This is a genomic window from Streptomyces nymphaeiformis, assembly GCF_014203895.1.
GTDB classification, from domain to species: domain Bacteria; phylum Actinomycetota; class Actinomycetes; order Streptomycetales; family Streptomycetaceae; genus Streptomyces; species Streptomyces nymphaeiformis.
Genome location: NZ_JACHJY010000002.1, coordinates 690,098 through 712,589, shown reverse-complemented (window position 1 = coordinate 712,589; position 22,492 = coordinate 690,098). Strand labels below are relative to the sequence as shown.

Annotated in this window: 14 protein-coding genes and 1 pseudogene; 8 read left to right on the top strand and 7 right to left on the bottom strand. The window is 71.4% G+C overall.

The window, feature by feature from the left end; translation table 11 throughout:
• Window positions 1-117: 117 nt before the first annotated feature.
• Genes GGE06_RS08970 through GGE06_RS08960 form a run of 3 tightly spaced genes read right to left on the bottom strand, consistent with a single transcriptional unit; the run spans window position 118 to window position 4,427 of the window.
• Window positions 118-3,636, bottom strand: a complete 3,519-nt coding sequence (locus tag GGE06_RS08970) for a CHAT domain-containing protein (RefSeq protein ID WP_116157031.1) — start codon at window positions 3,634-3,636, stop codon at window positions 118-120.
• 3 nt (window positions 3,637-3,639) lie between these two features.
• Complete coding sequence (locus tag GGE06_RS08965; protein ID WP_184930644.1) at window positions 3,640-3,798, bottom strand: hypothetical protein; 159 nt, start codon at window positions 3,796-3,798, stop codon at window positions 3,640-3,642.
• Window positions 3,798-4,427, bottom strand: a complete 630-nt coding sequence (locus tag GGE06_RS08960; RefSeq protein ID WP_312883069.1) for a DUF6338 family protein — start codon at window positions 4,425-4,427, stop codon at window positions 3,798-3,800. The genes GGE06_RS08965 and GGE06_RS08960 overlap by 1 nt, the downstream gene beginning before the upstream one ends.
• A 32-nt stretch (window positions 4,428-4,459) precedes the next feature.
• Between GGE06_RS08960 and GGE06_RS43990 the strand changes: the two are divergent.
• The 3 genes and pseudogenes from GGE06_RS43990 to GGE06_RS08945 all read left to right on the top strand — a co-directional run.
• A pseudogene (locus GGE06_RS43990) lies at window positions 4,460-4,855 on the top strand (IucA/IucC family protein); the annotation flags it as partial.
• A 152-nt stretch (window positions 4,856-5,007) separates the two neighbouring features.
• Complete coding sequence (locus GGE06_RS42300; protein WP_184930643.1) at window positions 5,008-5,412, top strand: hypothetical protein; 405 nt, start codon at window positions 5,008-5,010, stop codon at window positions 5,410-5,412.
• Between the two features lie 178 nt (window positions 5,413-5,590).
• Window positions 5,591-6,670 carry a helix-turn-helix domain-containing protein gene (locus tag GGE06_RS08945; protein WP_512701021.1) on the top strand — a complete coding sequence of 360 codons (1,080 nt, stop codon included), beginning with the start codon at window positions 5,591-5,593 and terminating at the stop codon, window positions 6,668-6,670.
• A gap of 73 nt (window positions 6,671-6,743) precedes the next feature.
• Here the strand turns inward: GGE06_RS08945 and GGE06_RS08940 are convergent, their stop codons facing one another.
• Window positions 6,744-10,043, bottom strand: a complete 3,300-nt coding sequence (locus GGE06_RS08940; protein ID WP_116157035.1) for an AfsR/SARP family transcriptional regulator — start codon at window positions 10,041-10,043, stop codon at window positions 6,744-6,746.
• A 400-nt stretch (window positions 10,044-10,443) separates the two neighbouring features.
• Between GGE06_RS08940 and GGE06_RS43375 the strand changes: the two genes are divergently transcribed.
• The 3 genes from GGE06_RS43375 to GGE06_RS08930 all read left to right on the top strand — a co-directional run bounded on the left by GGE06_RS43375 (window position 10,444) and on the right by GGE06_RS08930 (window position 14,199).
• Entirely contained in the window at window positions 10,444-10,575 is a 132-nt protein-coding gene (locus GGE06_RS43375) for a hypothetical protein (protein ID WP_281402306.1), read from the top strand.
• A 99-nt stretch (window positions 10,576-10,674) separates the two neighbouring features.
• Complete coding sequence (locus tag GGE06_RS08935; RefSeq protein WP_116157036.1) at window positions 10,675-12,111, top strand: aKG-HExxH-type peptide beta-hydroxylase; 1,437 nt, start codon at window positions 10,675-10,677, stop codon at window positions 12,109-12,111.
• 1,350 nt (window positions 12,112-13,461) lie between these two features.
• Window positions 13,462-14,199 (top strand): hypothetical protein, encoded by a 738-nt coding sequence (locus tag GGE06_RS08930; protein WP_116157037.1) that lies wholly within the window; start codon window positions 13,462-13,464, stop codon window positions 14,197-14,199.
• 86 nt (window positions 14,200-14,285) lie between these two features.
• On the opposite strand, the gene GGE06_RS08925 is transcribed toward GGE06_RS08930, so the two are convergent.
• Both GGE06_RS08925 and GGE06_RS08920 read right to left on the bottom strand, forming a co-directional pair.
• On the bottom strand, window positions 14,286-15,059 hold the full coding sequence (locus tag GGE06_RS08925) for an IS630 family transposase (RefSeq protein ID WP_184930627.1): 774 nt from the start codon (window positions 15,057-15,059) through the stop codon (window positions 14,286-14,288).
• Window positions 15,060-16,409: 1,350 nt separating this feature from the next.
• Window positions 16,410-16,730 (bottom strand): hypothetical protein, encoded by a 321-nt coding sequence (locus GGE06_RS08920; protein ID WP_116157039.1) that lies wholly within the window; start codon window positions 16,728-16,730, stop codon window positions 16,410-16,412.
• Window positions 16,731-16,954: 224 nt separating this feature from the next.
• Here GGE06_RS08920 and gdhA point away from each other — a divergent pair, with 224 nt between their 5' ends.
• Entirely contained in the window at window positions 16,955-18,313 is a 1,359-nt protein-coding gene (gdhA, locus tag GGE06_RS08915; protein WP_184930463.1) for an NADP-specific glutamate dehydrogenase, read from the top strand.
• 729 nt (window positions 18,314-19,042) lie between these two features.
• Here the strand turns inward: gdhA and GGE06_RS08910 are convergent.
• Complete coding sequence (locus GGE06_RS08910) at window positions 19,043-19,339, bottom strand: hypothetical protein (RefSeq protein WP_116157040.1); 297 nt, start codon at window positions 19,337-19,339, stop codon at window positions 19,043-19,045.
• A gap of 222 nt (window positions 19,340-19,561) precedes the next feature.
• Here GGE06_RS08910 and GGE06_RS08905 point away from each other — a divergent pair, with 222 nt between their 5' ends.
• Window positions 19,562-22,405 (top strand): helix-turn-helix transcriptional regulator, encoded by a 2,844-nt coding sequence (locus GGE06_RS08905; RefSeq protein ID WP_181924400.1) that lies wholly within the window; start codon window positions 19,562-19,564, stop codon window positions 22,403-22,405.
• Window positions 22,406-22,492: the final 87 nt, after the last annotated feature.

The window sequence follows — 22,492 nt, the reverse complement described above, 5'->3', positions numbered from 1 at the left end:
AGAAATGAGCCCACGGCTTGGCGCAAAGGGGGCCACGAGCGGATGACGGTGACAGCTACCGACGCAGCCGGCCGAGTGGGCTGCGGATCAACCTCCGCTACGACGGGGTGCGCGTCATCAGGCGCCCGCGTGGACGTGGGCGGCCCACACCGACGGCAGGTTCGGATACGTCGCCCTGAGCTGCCTGACCGTGCGATGGACCGCCGCCGACGCGCACAACGCACCGGATCGATCCGCGATCAACTCGCCGTAGATCTGCTGACTGAAGGCTGGTGCCACGGCGTCGTCGACGCGCCAGAGCGTGCCGACTACCTGGGAGAACCCGGCTATCTGAAAAGCCGCCAACGGGTGGATCGCCTCGTCGGACAGGCGCGCGGTGGTGCGGGCCGTGTCGCAGGCCGACAGGAACGCGAACTCCGCGTTCCGCAGGCGCAGCCGGGAAAGGTCCAGCACCCGCAGCGGCGCGCGGTCGTGGTCGTGCAGCGCGAGGTGGCTGTCCGAAGGATTGTCCGGGTCGCTGTACCCGTGGCAGGCGAAGTGCGCCCAGCCACTGGCCGGCAAGGCGTCGAGAACGGCGTCACGAGTCGCGTCCGCGCCGACCAGGACCGTGGCGCCGGGTAGGAGGGCGGCCAGGTGGTCGGCTTCGGCCTGTGCGCCGGGCAGGTCCGGGGCGTCCGGAGTGTGCGGCATCGCGACCACCAGTAGCCGCGGCTCGTTCCGGTCGTCGCGGCGGCCCGCGCGGGCGTGGCCCAGTGCACGGATCGTCGGCGTCGTCGAGGAGACGACGCGGTCGAGGAGCACAGGTCCGCCGTCGCGGTGGTGGCCCGCCGCGTGCAAGGGGAGCAGGCTCAGCGGCCCGACCGGGGCCCACCAGATCCTCGGCCACGGACCATCCGCAGCCGGTTCCGCCGTCAGCCCCAGTTCGCCGAGCACAGGGCCGGCGATGGTGTCCCACAGCCACTCGAGCGTGTCATGGATCGCCTGCTCGGCGGCCAGCCGCCCCTCCGTGAACGCGGTGTGCAGAGCGCGTACGCGGTGACTCACGGTCTCTTCGCTCAGCTGGTCCAGCGCGCGTGACCGGACCCCGTCCGGAGTGATGATCAGCGCGTCACACCGGTACCGGCTGACGTTCACGTACACGATCGGGCCCTCGTGCGCCTGCGCGGTGAGGTCGGTGAGCAGCGGGGGCCGCAGGAACCGCTCCATCCCGGGCAGCGCGCGGATCCGGTCGGTCACCGCGTCGAGCTCGTCGGCGAGGGCCACGCGGTCGCTCGTGGTGTCGGTTTCGAACTCCGCGGTGAGCGTCCGGAAGCGCTCGGCCAGCTCGGGTGCCCGCTCGTGCAGGTCGGAAAGATCGCCGCGGCTGTCGAGTGCCTGGGCGGCGAGCACGCAGCGCCCGGATTCGAGCAGGGTCACCGCGCTCACCTCGTCGCCGACGGCCAGCGCGCACGCGGCCGCGTCGGCGGCGACCCCGGCGAACCGGCCGAGCCAGTACTGGGCGTCCTCGCGGCCCAGGCGGCGCCCGGCGAGCCGGGGCAGCAGCCGGACCGCAGCGGCGTACCCCTCGGCGGCCACGTCGAACTGCCCGGCCTCGGCGGCCAGACCACCCCACCGGACCGCCCCTCCCGCCCGCCTCTCCGCCGGCGATCCGGCAGACGCTGCGGCCTCCCGGTAGCAGCCGAGGGCCTCGGTCAGCGCGTCGCCGTCGCCGAGGTGCCGGAAGCCGAGCGCCAGGACGTTGGCGACGCGGGTCAGAAAACCCGCCCGGGAATAGGCGTCCTGCTCGGGCCTCCGCGCCGCACTCCGGGCCAGGCCGACCGCCTCGGCGAGGACCTGCGGATCCGGCGGCTCCCGTCGCGCGGCGGCGGGTGCGACGGGGTCCGTGCACCAGTCGCCGAGGGCGGCGGCCAGGCTCGCGGTGTACCGGGGCCAGTGCGGGCTGTCCTGCGGAGTCGCGGCGACGGACGCGCGACGCGCGGCGATCGCGTCCCGCAGCACGTTCCGGTCGCCGAACTTCTCGTACGCCCTCTCCAGCACACCGCCGAGATTGGCCAGCCGCACTGCCCGGCCCGGGTCGTCGTCCGCCGTCGCATCCGCGGCCGCGCGGTGCGCGTCGATCGCCTCGTCGAGCACGCTCGCCTCGCCCGTCCTGGTGAACCAGTCGGACAGCATGGCGCCGAGGTTGGAGAGCCGCTGTGCCTGCCCGGCGACCAGGTTCGCGCCGAGGCGGACGGACTCCCGGGCGCGGTCGACCGCCTCTGACAGCACCTGCAGTTCGCCGGTCGCCCGGAACCGGTTGTGCAGCACGACGGCGAGGATCGCGAGCGAACGCGGGTGGTCACCCTGCCCGGCGGTGACCTCGGCGGCACGGCGAGCGACGTCGATCGCGTCTATGACGTGGGCCAAGTCTCCGGTCGCATGGAACAACGCGTTCAGGTTGGCGGCGAGGTTGCCCATGAACCGGACCCGCAGCGGATGGCCCGCCGGTGTGCATGCGAGCGCCTCCCGCTCGATGGTGACGGCCTCCGCGAGCGCGGCGTGGTCCCCGAACGCTTCACCGCGGGTGGCCAGCGCCGTGGCGAAGTGATCCAGCCGCTCGCCGCGGCGGGGGTGCCCGGCAGGGGTCGCCGCCGCCACCGAGCGCCCGAGCTCGATCGCCCGCTCGAGTCGGGCCGAGTCTCGGGTCTGCTCGAACTCGGCGGCGTACCGTCCGCACACTGCGGCTTCCGTATCGGCGCGTTCCCAGCCATCGTTCGGTTTCGGGACCTCGCCGGTGAGCGCGGTCCAGTCTCGTTCCGTGGTCGTCAGCTCGACGAGGTTCTCCGAGTGCCGCGGATCGGTGACCGGGGTGTGGGCCACCAGCGTCTGCCGGACCCGAAGCAGCTCGGCCAGATCATCCCGCGCTCCGAGAGCCCGGTAGCGGTCGTCGAGAAGGTACGCGAGGTTCTTCAGCCGGTCGCGCACGTCGGACGACCCGGCCGGCGTGAGCTGCACCGCTCGCCGCGCGGCGTCGACGGCTTCCTCCATGACGCCGGTCTCCCCGGTCTCATGGGACCAGTCGCGCAGGACGAAGGCGAGGAAGTGCAGGCTCCTCGCGGTGAGCACGTCATCGGGGGAGCACTCGACGGCGGCCCGCGCGTGCTCAACGGCTTCCGCCAAAGGGTCGAGGTCCTCCGTCACGGTGAACGCCGTCCGCAGCGCGACAACGAGGTTGCCCAGGTAGAACGCCTTCTTCGTGGACGGTGCCTCGTCGACGGCCGCCCGGCTCCAGTCCAGCGCGTCGGCCAGGGTTCCGCGGTCCTGGTTCTGCCGGAACGCGGTGTGCAGCAGCATGCCGATGTTGTTGGCGTAGCTGGCCGAGTCCTCCGGGCTTTCGTACGCCAGGAAGTAAGCCTCCGTGACGTTTCCGACGGCTTCCTGCAGGAACTCGAAGTCGCCGGTCTGGTGATAGCGGGTCTGCAGCAGGCCCCCGAGATGGGACAGGACCGGGTGACGGTCGGCCACGTCCTCGGCGGCCAGCAGGGCACGGCCGAGGTCGATCGCCTTCTCGACCGATGCGGGGTCCGCGCTGTGCCGGGCCACCTGGAACGCCTCCCAGAACCGCTCGGCCAGGCCGTTCGCGGGCCCGCCACCCACGCGTCAGTCCTCGTTGCCGTTCGAGGTGCTGTTCGAGGTGCCGGCCGGGCCGCCGGGCGCCTCGTCCGGCTCGGCGACTGTGCGTTTCGGGGTGTAGCCGCGTTCCGCGGCCTCCTGCAGCAGTGCCGCCTCTTCGGGTGAGAGTCCCGGTTCGTGCTCCACTATCGCTCCTCCCCCGGCACGGCCGCCGGTTCTCCGGCTTCGACGAACTCCAGCACGTCGTAGTCTTCCGCCCGCAGCAGCAGGCCCGCCGTCCCGCGCACGCGCACGCCGAACGACCCGTCGGCACCCATCACGCGCGCCGATTCGAGGTACAGCTCGGCCGGGTGGGGGTACGAGGAGGCGTACGACCGGTCGCCGTACCAGCCGCCCGCCCAGTTGCCGTCCTTGAGCCGCACGCGCACGAAGCACGGTTCGCGGTCGCGGAACGCGTGGTCCCAGGCGCTGGGCGTGTGCAGGAACCGAGCCTTGCGCCGCTGCCGATCCACCAGGGAAACGGTGACCGCCGCCACGGCCGGCACGACGAGGAACAGCACCACGGCGACGAAGCCGACCACTCGCGGCCGCTCCACGAAGCCGTCCCAGTCGCCGCCGGTGCCTCGAGCCAGGCGAACCAGCGCCGGCCCCGCCACCACGACGTACAGTGCGTCCAGCGCGATCGACGCGACGATCGCCCGCAGCACCCGCTCACCCAGATCACGCTCACCGGGCACCGGCCCACGGCGGCGTTCCCGGACGAACTGATAGGTGACCCCGGGCAGCACCAGAAGGACGAGCAGAGCGAGCTGCACGACGGTCGCAGGCGCCTGCACTCCCCACCCCCATGGCTCACGGACTCCGTTCGATCAGGCTACTGGCTTGCGTCTCCGCCGTCGGCAGAACACCCCTTTCCGCGGCTGTGGGGAGGCAGCGGCCGGGACACCTACGTCCCTCACATGCCCGACACCATGCGAGCCGCCTCACCTGGAATCCTTCGCAGGACCTATGGATAACGACGGTGATGTGGAGCCAGTATCCGAGGCTGCGCTCCGAGCAGGCACTCGTCACGGGCCACCCCTGCCACCCCGCGCCCAAGGCCCGCACCGGCGGCGGCCCACCCGCCGCCTGGCTGCGCTCCGCCCCGGAGGCGTACGCGCGATTCCCGCTCGTGCTGCTGGGCGTGCGCGCGGACGCGGTGGTCGGCGATGGCGGCACCCGCGCCCTGGACTGCCTGGGCCAGGGCGCGCCCGGCTACCGCCTGCTGCCCTCCCACCCCTGGCAGTTCGCCCTCACCCACCACCTGCCGTCCGTGCGCACCCCCCTTTCTCCGAGGGGCGGCTCATCCGGCTCGGCACCACCCCCTGGCGGGCCCGGGCCACGTCCTCAACGGCGATGTCCCGGGCCAGGTGTAGTCGTTGGTGCCAGGGCACCGCGATCGCGGACTGCACCCTGCGCAAGACCGAGTTCCAGCACGGCAACTACCACGGCGTGGCGTCAGGAGCCCTCGCCGCACCGGCCGCCTCCCTCGGCGCAGCCGTCGACCACGTGGACGACCGACTTCCCTCAGGATCACGCCGGCCGATGTGCGGCAGCCTTGCCGTCTTCCTCGCCGTGGGACTCCTGGCCGGCGCCCTCTCCGGCTGCGGAACCCGCTGGATCGCCCTGGTGCGGATGCTCTTCCCGACGACCCGTCGGCCCTGGCTGTACGAGAAGCGGCTCGGCGACGCGCCGGAAGCCGAGCGGCCGGGCGCCGTGCCCGATCGGATCGCCCCTCATGGCGGCTCGTTCTCGCGCTAGTCGGCCGATAGCGCCCGGCGGTGATCCTTGAGTCATCGTCACTGGTCGCCGGCGCGGCAGACGCGTGATCCGCCCGTCTGCCGTCCCCGCCTCCGACACACGTGATGTCGACGGATGTCGCTCACCGCCGAAGGGCTGGAGCGCGCCGGAGGGGAACGGCTGCTTTCGCAGTGGGGAAATGGGGGAATGGGTGGGCTGGTCAAGCGTGTCGGCTCCTGTCGTTTCGGCGGCGGGTCGATTCGAGTCCTTCCGCGAGACGGTGTCCGATGGAGTCCTGTCCGACGTGTCCCGGGCACGCGGCACCGGGCACCGGCTCGATGTCCGGGAAGAGGTCCTCGACGAAGGCGTTGCCCATGAGGAGGTCTCCGTCGATGAGACCTGCGAGGGTGGGGCCCGCATCAGGAGTCTGGGCCTGGGACCGGTGCGGCTGACGGCGGGTGACGTCCTGCCAGGGGGCCGGGACAGCCGGCGGGTTCCGATCCCGAACGGTTGCCCCGACGAGTACAGGCTGGCATGGATGACCGATGCGAGCGGCCCGGGCGCCCCGTCCGGCACGGAGGCGCCGTCCCGGAGCACTCTGGTGCTCAGTGACCCCGTACGTCCGACAGCCGTCCGTCCCGCGGAAGCGGAGGGCCGGGTGCGGGCCGCTGTCCTCCACATACCCCGCGCCTCACTCGCCCTGCGACCGGATCACGTCGAGCTGCTCCTGGCGCGGCCGATCTCCACGGGCAGCGGCAGCGCTGCCGTCCTCGCCGCCTTTCTCGCCACACTGCTCGAACACGGTGCCGACTGCCGGCCCGAGGCGCAGAGCCGTATGGGCGCCATCGCCCTCGATCTGGCAACCGCCTGTCTGGCGGAGCAGCTGCGAGTCCTGGAGACGGGCACGGACGAGACCCGGGCGCAGACACTGCTGAGACGCATTCACGGCTTCATCTCCCAGAATCTCGCGGACCCGGACCTCACGCCGCGGACGATCGCCCGCCGGCACCACATGTCCCTGCGTACCCTGTACGGCCTCTTCAGCCGGCAACCCGCCAGCGTCGCGACGGTCATCCGCCGCGGCCGCCTCGAACGCTGCCACGCCGAGCTCGCCCGTCCGGATCTGCGCCACCTCAGCGTCCAGGTCATCGCCTCACGCTGGGGCTTCACCAATCCGAGCACCTTCAGCCGGGCCTTCCGCGAGGCATACGGAATCAGCCCCACCGAACACCGCGCGACCGCCTCGGCACCTGCACCGCCCGGTCGGTCCGCCGCCTGACGGGTCGGATCCGGCGCGCACCGCCGCGAGGATGCCTCGCCAGGGCCTGGAGGGGAGCGCCGGGCGCAGGAGATCATGCGGACGGCTCCGGCGCGCCGGACTCCTCGTCCTGGTCGTCCGGCGCTTGCGAGCGGGCGCGGGACAACACCTCCTGTGCGGCGATCCGGCCGGTTCGGTGGCCGATCTCCGCCAGGATCGACACGGCGTGCTCGGCGTGCTCGGCTGCCTCGACCGGTCGCCCCTCGGCGAGGCGGAGGCGGCCGATGACCGTCAGAGCCTGCCCCTCGAGAATTCCGTAGCCCTCGCGGCGGGCTCGTTCCAGGGCGTGCCGGACGTACGCGTCGGCCTCGGCGAGGTCGCCCCGCAGGAGGCGCGCCTCGGCCCTGCCGATCAGGATCGCCGCCTCTGTGTGCCGGGCGCCGGTCTGTTCGGCGAGGTCCTGCGCCCGTCGGTAGATCTCCTCGGCTTCGGCGAGCTGCCCGAGAACGGTGCGGACGGACGCCACGGTCTGGAGGGCGGCCGCTGCAAGTCGACTCTCCTCGATCTCGTCTGCCAGTGCCGCGGCGGCCAGGGCGAGGTCCAGGGCGGTGGAGTGGTCGCCTCGGTCACGGTGCCAGTCGGCCAGCCCCCGGAGAGTTTCCGCCTCACTGCCGCGGTTGCCGAGCTCCCGGTGGACGGCGAGGGCTTCGGTGAGGCACTCGAGTGCCTCCTCGGAGCGCCCCAGGAGCCCGAGGACCTGGCCCAGGTTGCCCAGGGTGACTCCTTCGGCTCCTCTGGAGCCGATGCCTCGGCTCAGTTCGAGCGCCGTGGCGTTGTGCCGTTCGGCCTGACGAAGATCCCCGAGTTCTTGGCGGAGCAGGCCCATGTTGCCCTCCGTGCTCAGCCGGAGCAGGTTCCACCGCGAGTCCGCCGGCAGGGCGTCGACAGCCTCCTCGTAGCGTTGGACCGCGTCGCGCAGTTTCCCCGTGAGGATGCCGACCAGGCCCAGGCTGTTGAGTGCCTGGGCCTTGCCCTCGGCCCAGTGAGCGGATTCCGCGTCGGCCAGCAACGCCTCGTAGTGCTGAGCCGCGCGGTCGTACCGGCCGAGGCTGCGGTGCGCGTCGCCGAGGCTCATGCGGGCGGTGGCGGAGCCGATCGTGTGGTTCGCCCCCTGCGCCGCCTCGAGCCCCGCCTCCGCTACGGAGACCCAGTCCGGGCCGGTTCTGACCAGCCAGAAGTAGCCGCGCAGGCCGTCGCACAACTCCCAGGAGGCGGCGGGCAGGCCGAGCGCCGCACCTCTCTGCGCCGCGATGACCAGGTTCGTGTGCTCACCCCTGAACCACTGGCGTGCCGCGGTCTCATCGGGCAGGACCACGGTGCCGACGGTGCTTTCCTCGGCACCTCGGGAGGAGCCCGCGTCCATGTCGACGGCGGTCTCCGCGGCGGCGTGCCCGGCGGCCTGTCCGGGGCCGAACGCGCGCAGCTTCTCCGGATAGAGCAGCCGGGCCCCGGCGCGCACGCCCGCGAGGTAGTAGTCGTAGAGGCGCCGAAGGGCCGCGGCACGCTCCTCGGGGCTCTCGTCCGCCGCCGCGTTGCTCTCGGCGAACAGCCGCAACAGATCGTGGAGACCGTACGCGTCCGGGTCGGTCTGACCGACGAGATGGACGGCGACGAGTCGCCTGAGCAGCTGCGCCGTCCGTGCGACCGGCAGCCCGAGCAAGGCCGAAGCACCGGCCACCGTGATCGTGGGTCCGGGGACGAGGCCGAGGCGGCGGAAGAGCCTGCGCTCGTCGGGTGACAGCGACAGGTAGGACAAGGAGAGGACCGCCTGCAGATTGCTGGCCTCGTCGTCCGGCACACTGAGCGCGGCGAGTCTCCGGTCCTCGTCTCGCAGCCGATCGACGTGGCCGGCCACCGGGCGATCCCCGCCGGCTTCCCGTACGTTGACGGCCGACACCCGCAGTGCCAGGGGCACGTACCAGCACAGTCGGGCCAACTCCGCCGTCGCCTCCGGCTCGGCCGCTACGACGGACGCTCCGAGGAGACGTTCCAGCAGCTCCGCGGCCTCTTCCGGAGCCAGGGCGTCCACTCCGAGATGGCGGGCGCTGTCGCGGACCACCAGGCCGGCCAGCACGTCCCGGCTGGTCACCACCACGTGGGACCCCGGGGTTCCCGGAAGCAGAGGGCGTACCTGGTCGGCACTGCGGGCGTTGTCGATGACGACGAGGACGCGCTTCTCGGCCAGCAGGGTGCGATACAGACCCGCGGCACGGTCGGGATCGTCGGGGATCCGGTCCGCCGGGATGCCGAGCGCGTAGAGGAAGCTCGCGAGCGCCTCCACGGATGTGACCGGCCTGGTCGTCGCGTAGCCCCGCATATCGATGTAGAGCTGCCCGTCCGGGTACCGCGCTCGAGCGCTGTGACCCCAGTGCACCGCGAGCGCGGTCTTCCCCATGCCGCCTTGCCCGTCGATGGCGGTGATGACCATCGGTCCGTGGGTGCCCGAGGCCCCGGCCCATTCGTCCAGGGCACGTAGATGGGCGCCGCGGCCCGTGAAATGAGCCGTGCCAGGCGGGAGTTGCCTGGGAGGAGGCACCTGCCCCGCGTTCCGGGAGACGGCGGCACGGGAAGCGGCTGCGGTCGGCGCCGCGAGGGCCGGGCTGTCGGCGAGGATCGCGCGCTCCATCTCGCGCAGCGCGGGGCCCGGCTCCAGACCGAGCTCCTTGACGAGGACCCGACGTCCCTCACGGTAGACGTCCAGCGCGTCGGCGCGCCGGCCGGCCCGGTACAGCGCCAGCATGTACTGCGACCGCAACCGTTCCCTGAGCGGTTCCCGCGCGAGCTCGCGCCGCATCTCACCCAACAGGGCGTTGTGGCGGCCGAGGCGGAGGTCGATGTCCATCAGCTTCTCGAACGCCGAACGCCTCGCCTCTTCGAGACGAGGCGCCTCCACCTCGGCGAGATACCGGGACGCCGTTCCTTCCAGCGCCTTGCCGCGCCAGAGCCCCAGAGCCCGCCTCTGGAGCTGGGAGGCGGCGACGAGGTCGCCGCGCTCCTGTGCGCCTTCGGCTTGTGCCACCAGATCGTCGAAGGCGTGGACGTCGAGCCAGTGCGACTCCAGGCGCAGGACGTACCCGCCCGGCTCGGTGAGCAGGGGGTCCGATCCGCATGCCAGGAGGACCTTCCTCAGCCGTCGGATGTAGTTGTGGAGCGTCGTTCTCGCGGTCTTGGGCGGGTTCGTTCCCCACAGGCCGTCGATCAGGTCCTCGGTCATGACGACACGGTCGGACCGCAGGAGGAACATGGTCAGCAGCGCCCGGTGCTTCGCCGCCGATATCGGAACCGGCTGCCCCTCGTGCAGGACTTCTTCCGGTCCCAGAAGACGGAACTCCACTGTCCTCCCCCTTGGCACGGCCGGCGTTCCCGTCTGTGCCGACGTCCGTCGCGCGATGGCGCGAGGTGATCATGCTAGGTCAGGACAGCGCTTGAGCAGGATTTTTCCGCGTGCCACGAGCCTCCGGAGCGGCTCCGGAGGGGGCCTGGAGGTGCCGGACAGGCCCTAGGCGTGGGCGCACGCACGGGGAGCGCCTTGCACGGAACGTGGAGCGATCCTGCACGTGAGGAACACACCGGCGCGTCCCGCGAATCTAGGTTCATCAGTGCTGGAGACGACGCCGAGGCGTAAGCACCCCGCTCCGTGGCGATGGTGGCCACGCAGCGGGACGGCCGCGGCGGCTGATCCGGCAGACCGTTTGTCCGTGAACACCCTGCCGGGTGCGAAGCAAGGAGACGACATGCCGTCCCAGACCGTGGAAATGCCCCAGATGCGGGTGGCCGACGAGTCGGCGCCGAGCATCACCACCGACGCCCAGTACGAGCGCGCCTGGGTCCCGCCGTACCTCGCGCCGGGCGGTGCGGCGAAGTAAGCCGCAGCGCGGCAGGCCGGTCGTCGGGCTTCCGGCGGCCGGCCTGCCGTGTCCTCCCCCGTACCGTCCCCACGCCTCACGAGGTGCATGTTGTCGCCGTTGTACACACAGATAGACAGAACCCTGGGAGCGGACCCGCACTTCGGCGCCGCCGACGCGATCGAGGCCAGGAACATCGCGCGCTACCGGCTGGGCCTGACGGTGCTCGCCCGCCGGTTCCCCGACGCGGCCGACCGGTTCGAGCGGCTCGGCAAGGCGGACGACGCCGTGCTGCGCCCCTTCCTCTACGACCCGGTGCTGAGGAATGCCTTCGAGGACGACCTGCTCGCCCTGGAGAACCACCGGGACGACCCGAGCGAGTTCGCGGCGCACCTCGCGGAGGTCGACCTCGACGCCGAGGACGGGCTGGGTCCGTGCGAACGCCTCATGACCCCGCGCCGACGCCCCTGGGCGAGCCGTGGCGTCGGCTGGGTGTGGACGGAGGTCGGGCCGGAGTCGGCCGGACGGCCGCTCGCCCGGCGGCTGGAAGAGCTCAAGGACGGGACCTTCGCCGACATGCGCGGTGCTCGCCGGATCAGCCCTGACGAGGAGCTGGTCGCGGGGCTCTCCCGGGGTGCCGAACTCCTGGCCGAACTGCTGCCGTACGCCGGGGCGGGAGTCTTCCCGCACATCTCGCTGGTGGGTCTGGCCCGGGCCGAGAGCGACGACGGTGAGCTGTACTCGCTCTCCGGCGGCGATCCGCTGCCCTCGGCTCTGTTCATCGCTCCGGAGCACCTGCGCGATCCCTGGATGACCGCGGAGATCCTGTTGCACGAAGGACTGCATCTCAAGCAGTTCGACGTCCTGCGCACCGGCTCGCTCGTCGCCGACCCGGGCCACGAGATCGAGATTCCCTGGCGGCTGACCCCGTGGTCGCTGACGCGGGTCCTGGCCGCGCTGCACGTGTACGCGCACATGGTGCTGTTCTTCGCGGCGGCGGGCGAGGCCCCTGCCGAACTCCGTGAACGCTTCGGTGAGCCGCCGGTCACCGAGGACGTCGGTGTGCCCACCCCGGGCAGCCGGGCCGCGGTGGAGGGCGGGTACACCACGAGCGCCGAACGGGCCGCCTATCTCGGGCAGCAGGCACTTGAGGTACACGGCGGGGCACTGACACCGGCCGGACGGCGCTTCGTCGAATGGCTGATGGACGCCGCCGCCTCCCTGGCGCCTTCCGTACGGGCGAACGTCGCCCGGGAGCCCGTCCCGAGCTCCGCTCCGCACGTGCCGCAGCCGGATCCGCGCGGCTACCGCAAGATCGAACCGGTCGCCGTCTGCCCCCTGCCCGAGCAGGGCCAGCTGCTGGCCTTCGCCCCTGACACCGCGAAGTTCCACTGGCTCAACCGGCACGCCTGGATGATCTACGCCCTCTGCGACGGCCGCGAACTCGCCGCGCTCCAGGAGCAGTACGCCCAGCACACGGGCTCCGACCCCGCCGGACTGGCATCCGGCCTCGCGGGCCTGGTCGCGGCCGGCCTCGTCGAACCCGTCGTCGGCTGAACCGGACGTACGATGCCGCCCGCCCTGCCGTCCCGCCAACGCTCGCGCACGCCAATGGCAGGCGCGGGCGCGGGCGCGGGGAACCGATGATTCCTGCGGGCCGGGACGGGGCGGGCCGGGCCCGGCGTCTGTTTTCCCTCCTGCCGATCACTGCCTGAGGAGGTCGCGCCGACGTGACTCGACTGCACGGGTCTGCGGCATCAGCCTCAAGCAGCCGGGGGATGCGCCACTCCCACCAGAGCTCGTCGTCTTCTACTCGGTCGGGCCACGGGATCGTTGCCACGCGGAACCGCGCGTGTGGATCGAGGCATGCGCCATGGAGACCTGTCGGTCCGCCCCTCGCTTGTGTGCCGACTCGTCGCCGCCACGGGCATCGGCCAGGAAGCCCACCCTGTGCCGACCAAGATCCAAACCATACGCGGACCAGCCGCCTATAGCTTGGCCAAATCGCGACTGTTTCCGCTGGTCAGCGGCCACCTGATGCGTGTACCACCAACACTCGAAGAATCTACTGGTCAGCTACTCGCCGAAGAAGCTCGGCTTCTCCTAAGGGTACGAGAAGAGGCGCCTGACCTGGTCTTCTGCCCGCCAGGCGCCTCTCGCTCACCCTGCCGAGGGAGGGGTCTCGTTTATACCGGAACTCCCAGTTCATCCCACCGGTGCCCCACTCCTGACCGGCCCTTCCGGACCTGTCACGGCCCAAAACCCCGACTCGCCTCACAGGCGCCTCACCCCGTCTGCCGTGAGCGATGTCGAGGGGCGCCCTCGTCTACGACAACCGACGACACAGAACCGCGATCGAGTGGATCAAGCCGCTTCTGCCGGTGCTGGGATGGAGGGCAACGCCCCAGGCACTGGGCGAGCGCTGGGTGAGGGGGTCTCACGCAGCTCCCGGCGTGGTCAGGCCGCACGGCTGGGCCAGGCGGATTCGCCCGTCCTGCGAGTCGTACCTCCTGCCACGGAACCGCGCGATCGGCTTGCTGGAGCAGGCACCCGGCGGACGGACGAACCGACCGCGCACCTGTCTGCTGGCCCGCAAGCCCGATAAGCACTGGCGGGGCTTGTCTCCTGCGACGAAGCCACTCGTGTCAGACCACCGACGGTCACGGCATCGCTCATGCCCGAACGGCCTTCTCCTCAGTGCACTCCCCCATTCCAACCTCCTCAACGGCGGCTTCGGGCGCCGAAGCGGTCTGATTGCGCCACGGCAGGCGGTCGGGCGACGAGAGCGGCCTGATGTTGTCCGACTCCGCGAGGCCGACACTATGCTCATGCGGCTGATGTCGCGTGGCCGTGTTCCCGGCGGCCGGGGGCCGCCGACCTCAGCTACGACTCGAATCGGGGGATCAGATGGACGCGAGCATCACTTCGGCCTTGATCGGCGCCGTCGCTGTCGGCGGAACGGCCCTGGGAACTGTGCTCGGCGGATGGGTCCAGGCGCGTGGCGGCCAGGCCCAAGCCAAGGCCGCCCAGCAAGCTGCTCAGATAGCGGCGGAGGCGACACACCATCAGGCTCTGTACGACCGGCGCTGGTCGCTTCTGGCTGCATACCTGCGAGCCGCCAGCGAATGCATGGAGGCTGCGGACCAGCTCTACACCACGGACTCGTTGCCGGAGGCCCGACGGCGCTGGCACGCGTTCACACTCGCCCATGCCGAGGCCGAACTGGCGGCGCCGGCGGCGATTCTCGATCCCATCGACAATCTCCGCAAGGCCGTGGGGCGCATGTACTGGACAGCCCAGCATTCCGCCCCTTCGAAGCGCGCGCTGAAGGAGCTGCGCAAACGCGCGAAGCAAGGGGAAGGTGCGGCGGTCCGAGCCAAGGAAGCGGTCGAGAGGCTCTGGGAGATGAGCGACCAGGTGCCCCACGCACAGCGGGAATCGTCCCCGGAGTACTCGAACGCGGGGCAGGCCCTCGACGACCTTCCCGGATTCGGCAGCGAACAGGCCGCGCTATTGCTGAACACGACAAAGCAGCAGTGGGAGGCCGCCGGCCGCGACAGGGAGACGGGAAAGGAGAACCATCACCGAACGCGCCAGGAGCTGGTGTCGGCCGCGCGGAACGCGTTCGGCACAGATCACTTCTGACGAGCCCCACATCCGCGCCGGGCGCCCTGGGCGTAGGCGCCCTCCAGGTCCCGGCAGATGATCCCCACGCCAGTACTAGCGGCTCGTCAGGCAGCCTTGGCCGGGTAATGCGTCCAGGCACGGATGGGCGAGTCGGGGGCGAAGTTGGTCTTCGGTTCGGCGCGGGCGTTGCGCCGGCGGATGCGGTAGTACAGTTTGCCGGTGGCCAGATCGAGGGCGGCGAGCATGTGCCTCACGCCGCCGTAGCGGTTGTAGGTGGCTCGCAGGCGGCGCGGACGCCGCGCTGGCCCCCATGTCTTGCCCTTGCGGGGCATCAGGTTCAGCGGCCCGAACTCGTCGACGCATATCACCCGCCCGTCGGCGGGCGGGGTGTCGTACAGCGCCAGGATGCGGTGCATCTTGGCGATGAACTCCGGGTCGGTGGACGTCTTCCAGGTAGTGGTGGTTTTCCAGGAGAGCTTGCCGGCGCGCAGGATTCGGCGCAGGGTCTCACGGCTGAGGGCCGCGGTCACCTTCTGCTTGATGAGGTGGTCGGCGAGCTTGCTCAGGCTCCAGGTGGAGAACGCGGTGATCCTCCAGTCTGTGGGGGACGTCCGGGCGATCAGGCAGATGTGCTCGCGCACCTGGTCGCTGATCGTCCTGGGGCGTCCCCCGCTCCATTTCGGGTCCAGCGCGTCGAACCCCCGCTCGTTGAAGGCGTGGATGACATCGCGGACGTAGTCCTCGCCGACCTGCATCAGCATGGTGATGTCCTTGGCCGTCTGGCCTTGAGCGGACATCAGCACCACGATCGCCCGGCGGAGTTTCACCGGGTCCTTCGCGGTCCGGCTGATCTGCTGCGGCCTGCGGCCCTCCTCCATGCTCACCGGCCGGACGAACACACTCGGTCGACGCCCACGACCACCTCCAAGATCGGTCTTGGAGACAGTCTGCTGACCGACGGCCAGCAGGTTATGCGACTGGGTTGAGGACTTCGGTTGGCGAGTCGGCAGGGCGGAGTTTACGAACGGGCGCCCCCGGTCACATGGCTGGCGGTTCCAGGTCGGCCCCGTCACGGAATCGGAACCCTATGGCGTGAACAAGCGCGAAGACCAAGTCCTCCGCCAGCGGATCACACTCAGCCACCAGGGCAGCCCTGAGCGCCACCGGGGCCGGCTGAAGGCCAGCCCCTCGGGCCCAGGCTGCAGCTTGCTCGCCTACTTCGACCGAATCACCGACCCACTCACCGGGGAGGCCGTGATCCCGCGCCGTCTCCGGCGACAAAGCGCATTGCCATGACAGGCCATCGGGGCTCGTTGCCTGAACCGTCGCGAAGTCGCTGTCGACCACATGACAGACCAGGACAGAAGCACGCGTCTCGCCGATGATCGAAGGGGCCGGATCCGCGATAGGGCACGCTTGTAGGATCTGCCACTCGCCATCGCGCGCCGACCACAACGGCACACAGTCCGCCGCCCGTATCGCCGCCAACTCGTCAGCGGCCGACCGGCTCGCGCCACGATGAAAGACCCCGAGAACCCCATGACCGGGAACCATAGCCGCGATCACTGACACCGTTGATTACCCGGCCAAGGCTGCGTGATGAGCCACTAGAAGGTCCTAGTACTGTCGGGCCGCGGTCTCCAGCACACCAGACATCTCGGTGACGACCGCGAGGAAGAGGTCGAGCTGCGCAACACTCCGGAGAATCGCCAACTCACCTTAGAGCGAGCGGGCGTTGACATAGCACCATTGGGTGGAGAGCGAGCCTACGACTGCGCCTTGATCCCGCTGGCGGGCATGCGCGACGCCGTCGCGGCCACTCGCCCGTACGGTGTCGCCTTTCCCGCCCCGTCCCATTTGGGCCCCAGGATCACAGCGGCTGACCGCAGGCAGCGGCTGCACGAAGCGGGTACGGAGATTCCGCTCGTACGAGGGCCCGACCTGCTGGAGCAGACGAATCTGCCTCGACGCCGATGTCGGGAAGCGCCACTCCATGGACCTCGACCGGGAACCCCTCCTGCTGGACAGCCGCCGCATCGACGGTCTGGGCAGCGTCCTTAGAGTGCCTCTCCCTACGCGACTGGTGGACGTGGCCTGCTCCTGGTGTCCGCCCTGGCCGACGCCTGGACCGCATGTCCCAAGTGGGACGGAAGCGGCAAACGGGTCATCGCCTTCGTGAAACGCCCCGAGACCTCCCTCACCCCCTGACCCCCTTCACCGGAGGCACCTCATGTCCACTCTGCTCCCGCCCTCGCCGCGACCTCAACGGCATGCTCCTCGACACCCGCCCGGTGATGGAGCGCGCATGGCAGCAAGTCCTCCATGAGCACGGTTACGAGCGCCACCTCGGCCGGCCGTTCGCCGACATCATGGAGCGGCTCGGATTCGCCGAGTCCGAGCGGTTTCACCCTACGTACGAGACGTCGATCGCAGCGTCCCATCTCGCCCGCTCGTTCGACGGTGCCGCGGAAGTCCTTCACGTATTCGTCGCCGCCGACCGGCGCCTCGGGGGCCCTCACGTCCAAGCCCTTGGAGCCTGTGGTGACCACGCCCTCTCGCCATGTCCACGGTCTGGCGCGGGCCGGCGGCCCTGGAGGGGGCAGTCTCACGTTGTGAGCATTCTTGGCCGCACTCTGGTCACAGGTTTACGTGCGCGTGACACTTAACTCGTCCTGTGTGCGGCAACGGCGCCGTAACATCCATCAATGGACCGGACCCGAGCGAGCCGCACCTTGTGGCGGATCCGGTGACCGCCGCGCCAGAAAGGCTTTCTGTGACGACTCGTTCCGAGACGCAGACCGTCCTCGACGATCTCCTCAAGGAGATCGAACACCGCAATCCCGCACAGCCCGAGTTCCACCAGGCCGCCCACGAGGTCCTGGAGACGCTCGCGCCGGTGCTCGCGGCCCGCCCCGAGTACGCACAGGCCGGGCTCGTGGAGCGGCTGTGCGAGCCCGAGCGGCAGATCGTCTTCCGGGTACCGTGGCAGGACGACAAGGGCCGCGTGCACGTCAACCGCGGCTTCCGAGTGGAGTTCAACAGCGCGCTCGGCCCGTACAAGGGCGGCCTGCGCTTCCACCCGTCGGTGAACCTGGGCGTCATCAAGTTCCTGGGCTTCGAACAGATCTTCAAGAACGCGCTGACCGGTCTCGGCATCGGTGGCGGCAAGGGCGGCAGCGACTTCGACCCGCACGGACGCAGCGACGCCGAGGTCATGCGGTTCTGCCAGTCCTTCATGACCGAGCTGTACCGGCACATCGGTGAGCACACCGACGTCCCCGCCGGCGACATCGGCGTCGGCGGCCGTGAGATCGGCTACCTGTTCGGCCAGTACCGCCGCATCACCAACCGCTGGGAAGCCGGCGTCCTCACCGGCAAGGGCAAGGGCTGGGGCGGCTCGCTCATCCGCCCCGAGGCGACCGGCTACGGCAACGTGCTGTTCGCGGGGGCCATGCTGCGCGAGCGCGGCGAGGGCCTGGAGGGGCAGACGGCCGTCGTCTCCGGCTCCGGCAATGTCGCGATCTACACCATCGAGAAGTTGGCCGCCCTCGGCGCCAACGCCGTGACCTGCTCGGACTCGTCGGGCTACGTCGTCGACGAGAAGGGCATCGACCTGGAGCTGCTCAAGCAGATCAAGGAGGTCGAGCGGGGCCGCGTCGACGCGTACGCGGAACGCCGGGGCTCTTCGGCACGCTTCGTGCCGGGCGGACGGGTCTGGGAGGTGCCGGCCGACATCGCACTGCCGTCCGCCACCCAGAACGAGCTGGACGAGAACGACGCCGCGGCCCTGATCCGCAACGGAGTGAAGGCCGTTTCCGAGGGCGCCAACATGCCGACCACCCCCGAGGCCGTCCGCCTGTTCCAGCAGGCGGGCGTCTCCTTCGGTCCCGGCAAGGCGGCCAACGCGGGCGGCGTCGCGGTCAGCGCGCTGGAGATGGCACAGAACCACGCGCGGACGTCCTGGACGGCCGAACGGGTCGAGGGCGAACTCGCCCGGATCATGAACGACATCCACGCCACCTGCCACGAGACCGCCGAACGCTACGGCGCCCCCGGCGACTACGTGACCGGCGCGAACATCGCCGGCTTCGAGCGAGTGGCCGACGCCATGCTGGCCCAGGGCGTCATCTGACCCTCCGGCGGCCCGACGCGTGTACAGCGGGGTCCTCCCCCGCGCAGACCGTGGAGGAGGACCCCGGCGCCGACCCCGCATTCCGTACGGGCCTGGGACGGGTCGACGGGTGATCTCGTCGACGGCCCGTCCGCAGGGAGACTCGTCGTACGGAGGACGTGCTGACCAGCGCTCACCGCACTTTCCCGTACGCCACCGAGACCGGTCCGATGACCGGCCGGCCCCGGGAGCTGAAACGGTGGAGACCTGGGCTCGGTACAGTGCGGCGACGGACCGGTGGACGCTCGACCGGGCACCGAGGCCCGCCGACGGGTCCCACCGCGACGAGCCCACAGCGCTGCCGACGCTGTGGCTCGTGCGGGCTGCCGATGCCCGGCCGCTGGTGCCGCTCGCCTCGGTGAGGCGGACCGCGCACCGGGCCCACGGCACGCTCCGGCCCGGCGTTTGCCCGCATCCTGAGCGTGGAGGTCATCAGCTCCAGTGCGCCGGGGGTGGCAAGGACACCGATCCTACGTATGACGGCGATGACCAGGCCGGCCCCGAACGGGGGTGGGGAACGGGAGTGTGGTCTGCGTACCTCTCCCCCGTGGTTCGGGCCCCCTGGAAGGTGTTGCCCGTTGCGATGGGTGAAAGGTCACCGGGCGACCGGACGCGGCGCATCGAGGCGTGGAGGAGTCCGGGACCACGTCGGCCACTCGCGTCTGGCGTCTGGCGGTCAGGGAGCGTCAGTCAGGGGGTGTCGCCGGTGTAGTAGAAGCGGCAGGCGACTCCCGGGCCCCGCGCGCGCTGCCCACCGGGCCGCGGATCGTACAGCGCGCGGCCTCCGGGCCACCGGCCGAGTTCCGTGGTCAGGGCGACGCCCTCGTCGACCTCCTCCGGCATCCACTCGTGGATGTCCAGCAGCAGGCCGTCCAGCGGGCCGCCGACGAGTTCAGCGTAGGTCCGGCCCGGCCGCGGACCCGGATCGGGGTCATCGTGGTCACGGCCGTAGACCCGGCCGCGCAACAGCTGCTCGTCGCCATTCATACCGGTCAGCCTTTCAGACACCACTGACAACAAGGCTAGGGACAACAGGCCCGACCCGCCAACGCCCCCGGCTTCCATCCGCGCTTCCATCCGCCCTCGCTTGGTGTTTTCCTCCCTTCCCGCTGATCATGGGCCGACAGGCACCGGTCGGCCAACCGGCCTGCGCGAGGGGGGACGCATATGTTCGGCACGCTGGGCCCTGGCCCGGGACCGGCTCCGCTGGTGGGACGGCAGGACGCTCTGAAGGTCCTGTCGGCCGCTGTCTGCGCGGCCACGGCAGGAGCCGCCCAGTGCCTCGTGGTGACGGGTGAAGCGGGCATAGGCAAGTCGCGTCTGCTCGCCGAGACCGCGCGTGGGGCCGCCGCACAAGGCATGGCCGTCGCCGAGGGAAGGGCCACCGAACTCGACCGGCTCTCCCCTCTCGTAACCCTGGTGACCGCCCTCGGCAACGGCACTCCACCGGTGCTGGACGAACCCGACCGGGTCGAGCTCGCGGCGCGGTCGGCCGTCCCGTACCGGCAGACGTCCCTGCTCACCGAGCGGATCGCCGCGTACACCCGCTCCCGGCCGCTCCTGATCGTCCTGGACGACGTGCAGTGGGCCGACGAGGCCACGGCCCTCCTGGTCCGCTCCTTGGTCCCCGCGCTCCGCGACGCCCGGGTGGTGTGGCTGCTCGCGGGGCGGCCCCTGCCGGAGGCGTCGGCGATGCGCGTGGCGGTCGAAGGGCTGGTGGAGAGCGGCGCCCGGTCCCTCGCTCTCGGTCCGCTGTCCGACGAGGCCGTGGAGGAACTGACGGCGCACACGCTGGGTGCCCGCCCCGGCGGTGGAGTCCGGGCCCTGGCGGCAGGCGCGGCCGGGAACCCGTTCCTCCTCCAGGAGCTGCTGCGCGCGCTGCGCGAGCAGGGCCGGGTGCTGGTCGAGGACGGCGTCGCCCGCGTCACGCCCGGTGCGCTGCCGGAGGACTTCCGCGCCCAGGTGGCCCGTCGGTGGCGCCACCTCTCCCCCGCCGCACGGCAGTTGACGGAGGCGGGCGCCGTCCTCGCCCGACCGTTCGCGATACACGAGGCCGCCGGAGTGACCGGCGTCCCGGTACGGGAGATGACCGCGGCCACCGAGGAGGCCATCGCGCAGGGGCATCTCGTCGCGGAGGGCCCGCTGTTGAGGTTCCGGCACGACCTGATCAGGGAGGCCGTCTACGACAACCTCGCGACGCCGGTGAAACACGCGCTGCACCGCGAGGCGGGTTCGGTGCTGGCCGCCGAGGGCAGACCGGCGGCCGAGTCGGCGACGCACGTGGCCTGGGGCGCCCGGCGAGGGGACGCGCAGGTACTGCGGGTCCTGCGGGACGCGGCCGACAGCATCGTGGGTGTCGCGCCGGGAGTCGCCGCCGATCTGCTGATGCGGCTGGTCGAGCTCGGCGATCCCGGTGACCCGGACCGGCCCGACAACGTCTGCAGGGCGCTGAGCGCCCTGTCGTTCAGCGGGCGCATGGACGAGGCGATGGAAATGGCCGAGGTCGAACTCGCGGCCGCGTCGAATCCGACCGCCCTCGCCACGGTACGGCACGGCGTCGCGGCGGCCCTGAAGTTCGCCGGCCGGACTCCCGAGGTGCTCACGCTGGTGGACCTCGCCCTGGCGGACCGGGGTGTACCCGTCCTCAACCAGGCGCAGTTGTGGTCGTTGCGCGCCCACACCCTGGTCGACGGCGGGCTCTCGGCGGGCGAGGATCCGGGCTGCGAGGCCGCCGACGCGGCGGGTGCCGAGGCGGTCCGGCTGGGCGGGGCCGCGGAGGAGCCGGCCGCCGTGACGTCGGGCCTCACCGCCCGCTCGCGGGCCGCCCTCGCGGCGGGGCGGGTGGAGGAGGCGGTGGTACTCGCCGAGCGGGCCACCGGGATCGCCGAGCAGAGCGGTGGTGAGGCCCGCTGGCACGCACCCCGCAGATGGCTCGGCGAGGCCCTGGCCGTGTCCGAGCGCTTCGCCGAGGCCGAGGCCGCGTTCGACCTGGGGCAGCGGGAGGCCGAACGGCTCGGTGTGCCCTGGGCCGTACCTCGCCTTCGTGGTCACCGGGCGCGACTGTGGCTGGCCGCGGGACGGATCACGGAGGCCACTGCCGAGGCCGAGGCGACGCTGAACAGCGCGGTTTCCCTGGGCACCCCTCCCACGGCCCAGGCGTCCCGCACGCTGCTGGCGCGCCTGGCGATCCTGCGGGACGACCTCTCGTCCGCCCGGTCCCTGCTCGCCGCCGCGCACAGGCTCGCGGACAGCGGGGTGCGGGTCGCGGACGACGAACTGTTGCTGGCAGACGTGCTGTTGCGGGAGGCGCAGGCCCGGAGCGACCGGGACGCCGCCGATCGCGGCGACGGGCTCTGGGCGATCCTGCCCGAGTGGATCCGTCCTCTCTGCTACGAGCCCGGACTCGGTCCGGAGCTGGTGCGGATCGCGCTGCGGGCCGGACTGCCCGAGCAGGCCGAGCGCGCGGCGGCGGCGTCCCGGCTGCTCGCCGTACGCAGCCCGCGACTGGCGTCGGCCCAGGCCGCCGCCCTGCACGTCGACGCCCTGCTGTCGGGCAGCCCCGAGGAACTGCGTCGGACGGTGGGACTGTGGCGTTCGGCTCCGCGGCCCCTGGCCCTGGCCCGGGCCCTGGAGGACGCGGCGAAGGTCACGGCGGACCGTGACGAGGCCCTGGCCCTGTGGGAGGAGGCGTTCACCGTCTACGGCACGGCGGGGGCGGTACGAGGCGCGGCGCGGGCGCGGCAGGAACTGCGCGCCTTGGGCGTGCGCCGCAGGATGCCGCGGTCGGCGGACCGGCAGGCGGAGGGCTGGGGCAGCATCACGCCGTCGGAGATGCGGGTGGTGCGGCTCGTGACCGACGGCCTGACCAATCGTCAGGTGGCCAACCGGCTGTTCCTGTCCCGGCACACCGTGGACGCCCACCTGCGCAACGTCTTCGCCAAGTTGGGGGTGTCGAGCAGGGTCGAGCTGGCGCGCCTGATGGCCGTGCACCTGGCCGAGGGGGACACGCCAGGCCCCGACGTCGCCGAGGGGGCCGCCGTCCGCGGGTCCTGACCTGACCGGACCCTCGGTTCCGGGGCACGCTCTAACCAGGATCCCCCGCGGACGGCCTTAGGGATCACGTGTCCCCGCGGTTCCGAT

Coding starts and splice junctions, on each gene's coding strand:
- GGE06_RS08930 (WP_116157037.1), top strand. CDS start 13,462: ATGGACGCGAGCATCACTTCGGCCTTGATCGGCGCCGTCGCTGTCGGC.
- GGE06_RS43375 (WP_281402306.1), top strand. CDS start 10,444: ATGCCGTCCCAGACCGTGGAAATGCCCCAGATGCGGGTGGCCGACGAG.
- GGE06_RS08910 (WP_116157040.1), bottom strand. CDS start 19,339: ATGAATGGCGACGAGCAGCTGTTGCGCGGCCGGGTCTACGGCCGTGAC.
- GGE06_RS08945 (WP_512701021.1), top strand. CDS start 5,591: ATGGGGGAATGGGTGGGCTGGTCAAGCGTGTCGGCTCCTGTCGTTTCG.
- GGE06_RS42300 (WP_184930643.1), top strand. CDS start 5,008: ATGTCCCGGGCCAGGTGTAGTCGTTGGTGCCAGGGCACCGCGATCGCG.
- GGE06_RS08925 (WP_184930627.1), bottom strand. CDS start 15,059: ATGGAGGAGGGCCGCAGGCCGCAGCAGATCAGCCGGACCGCGAAGGAC.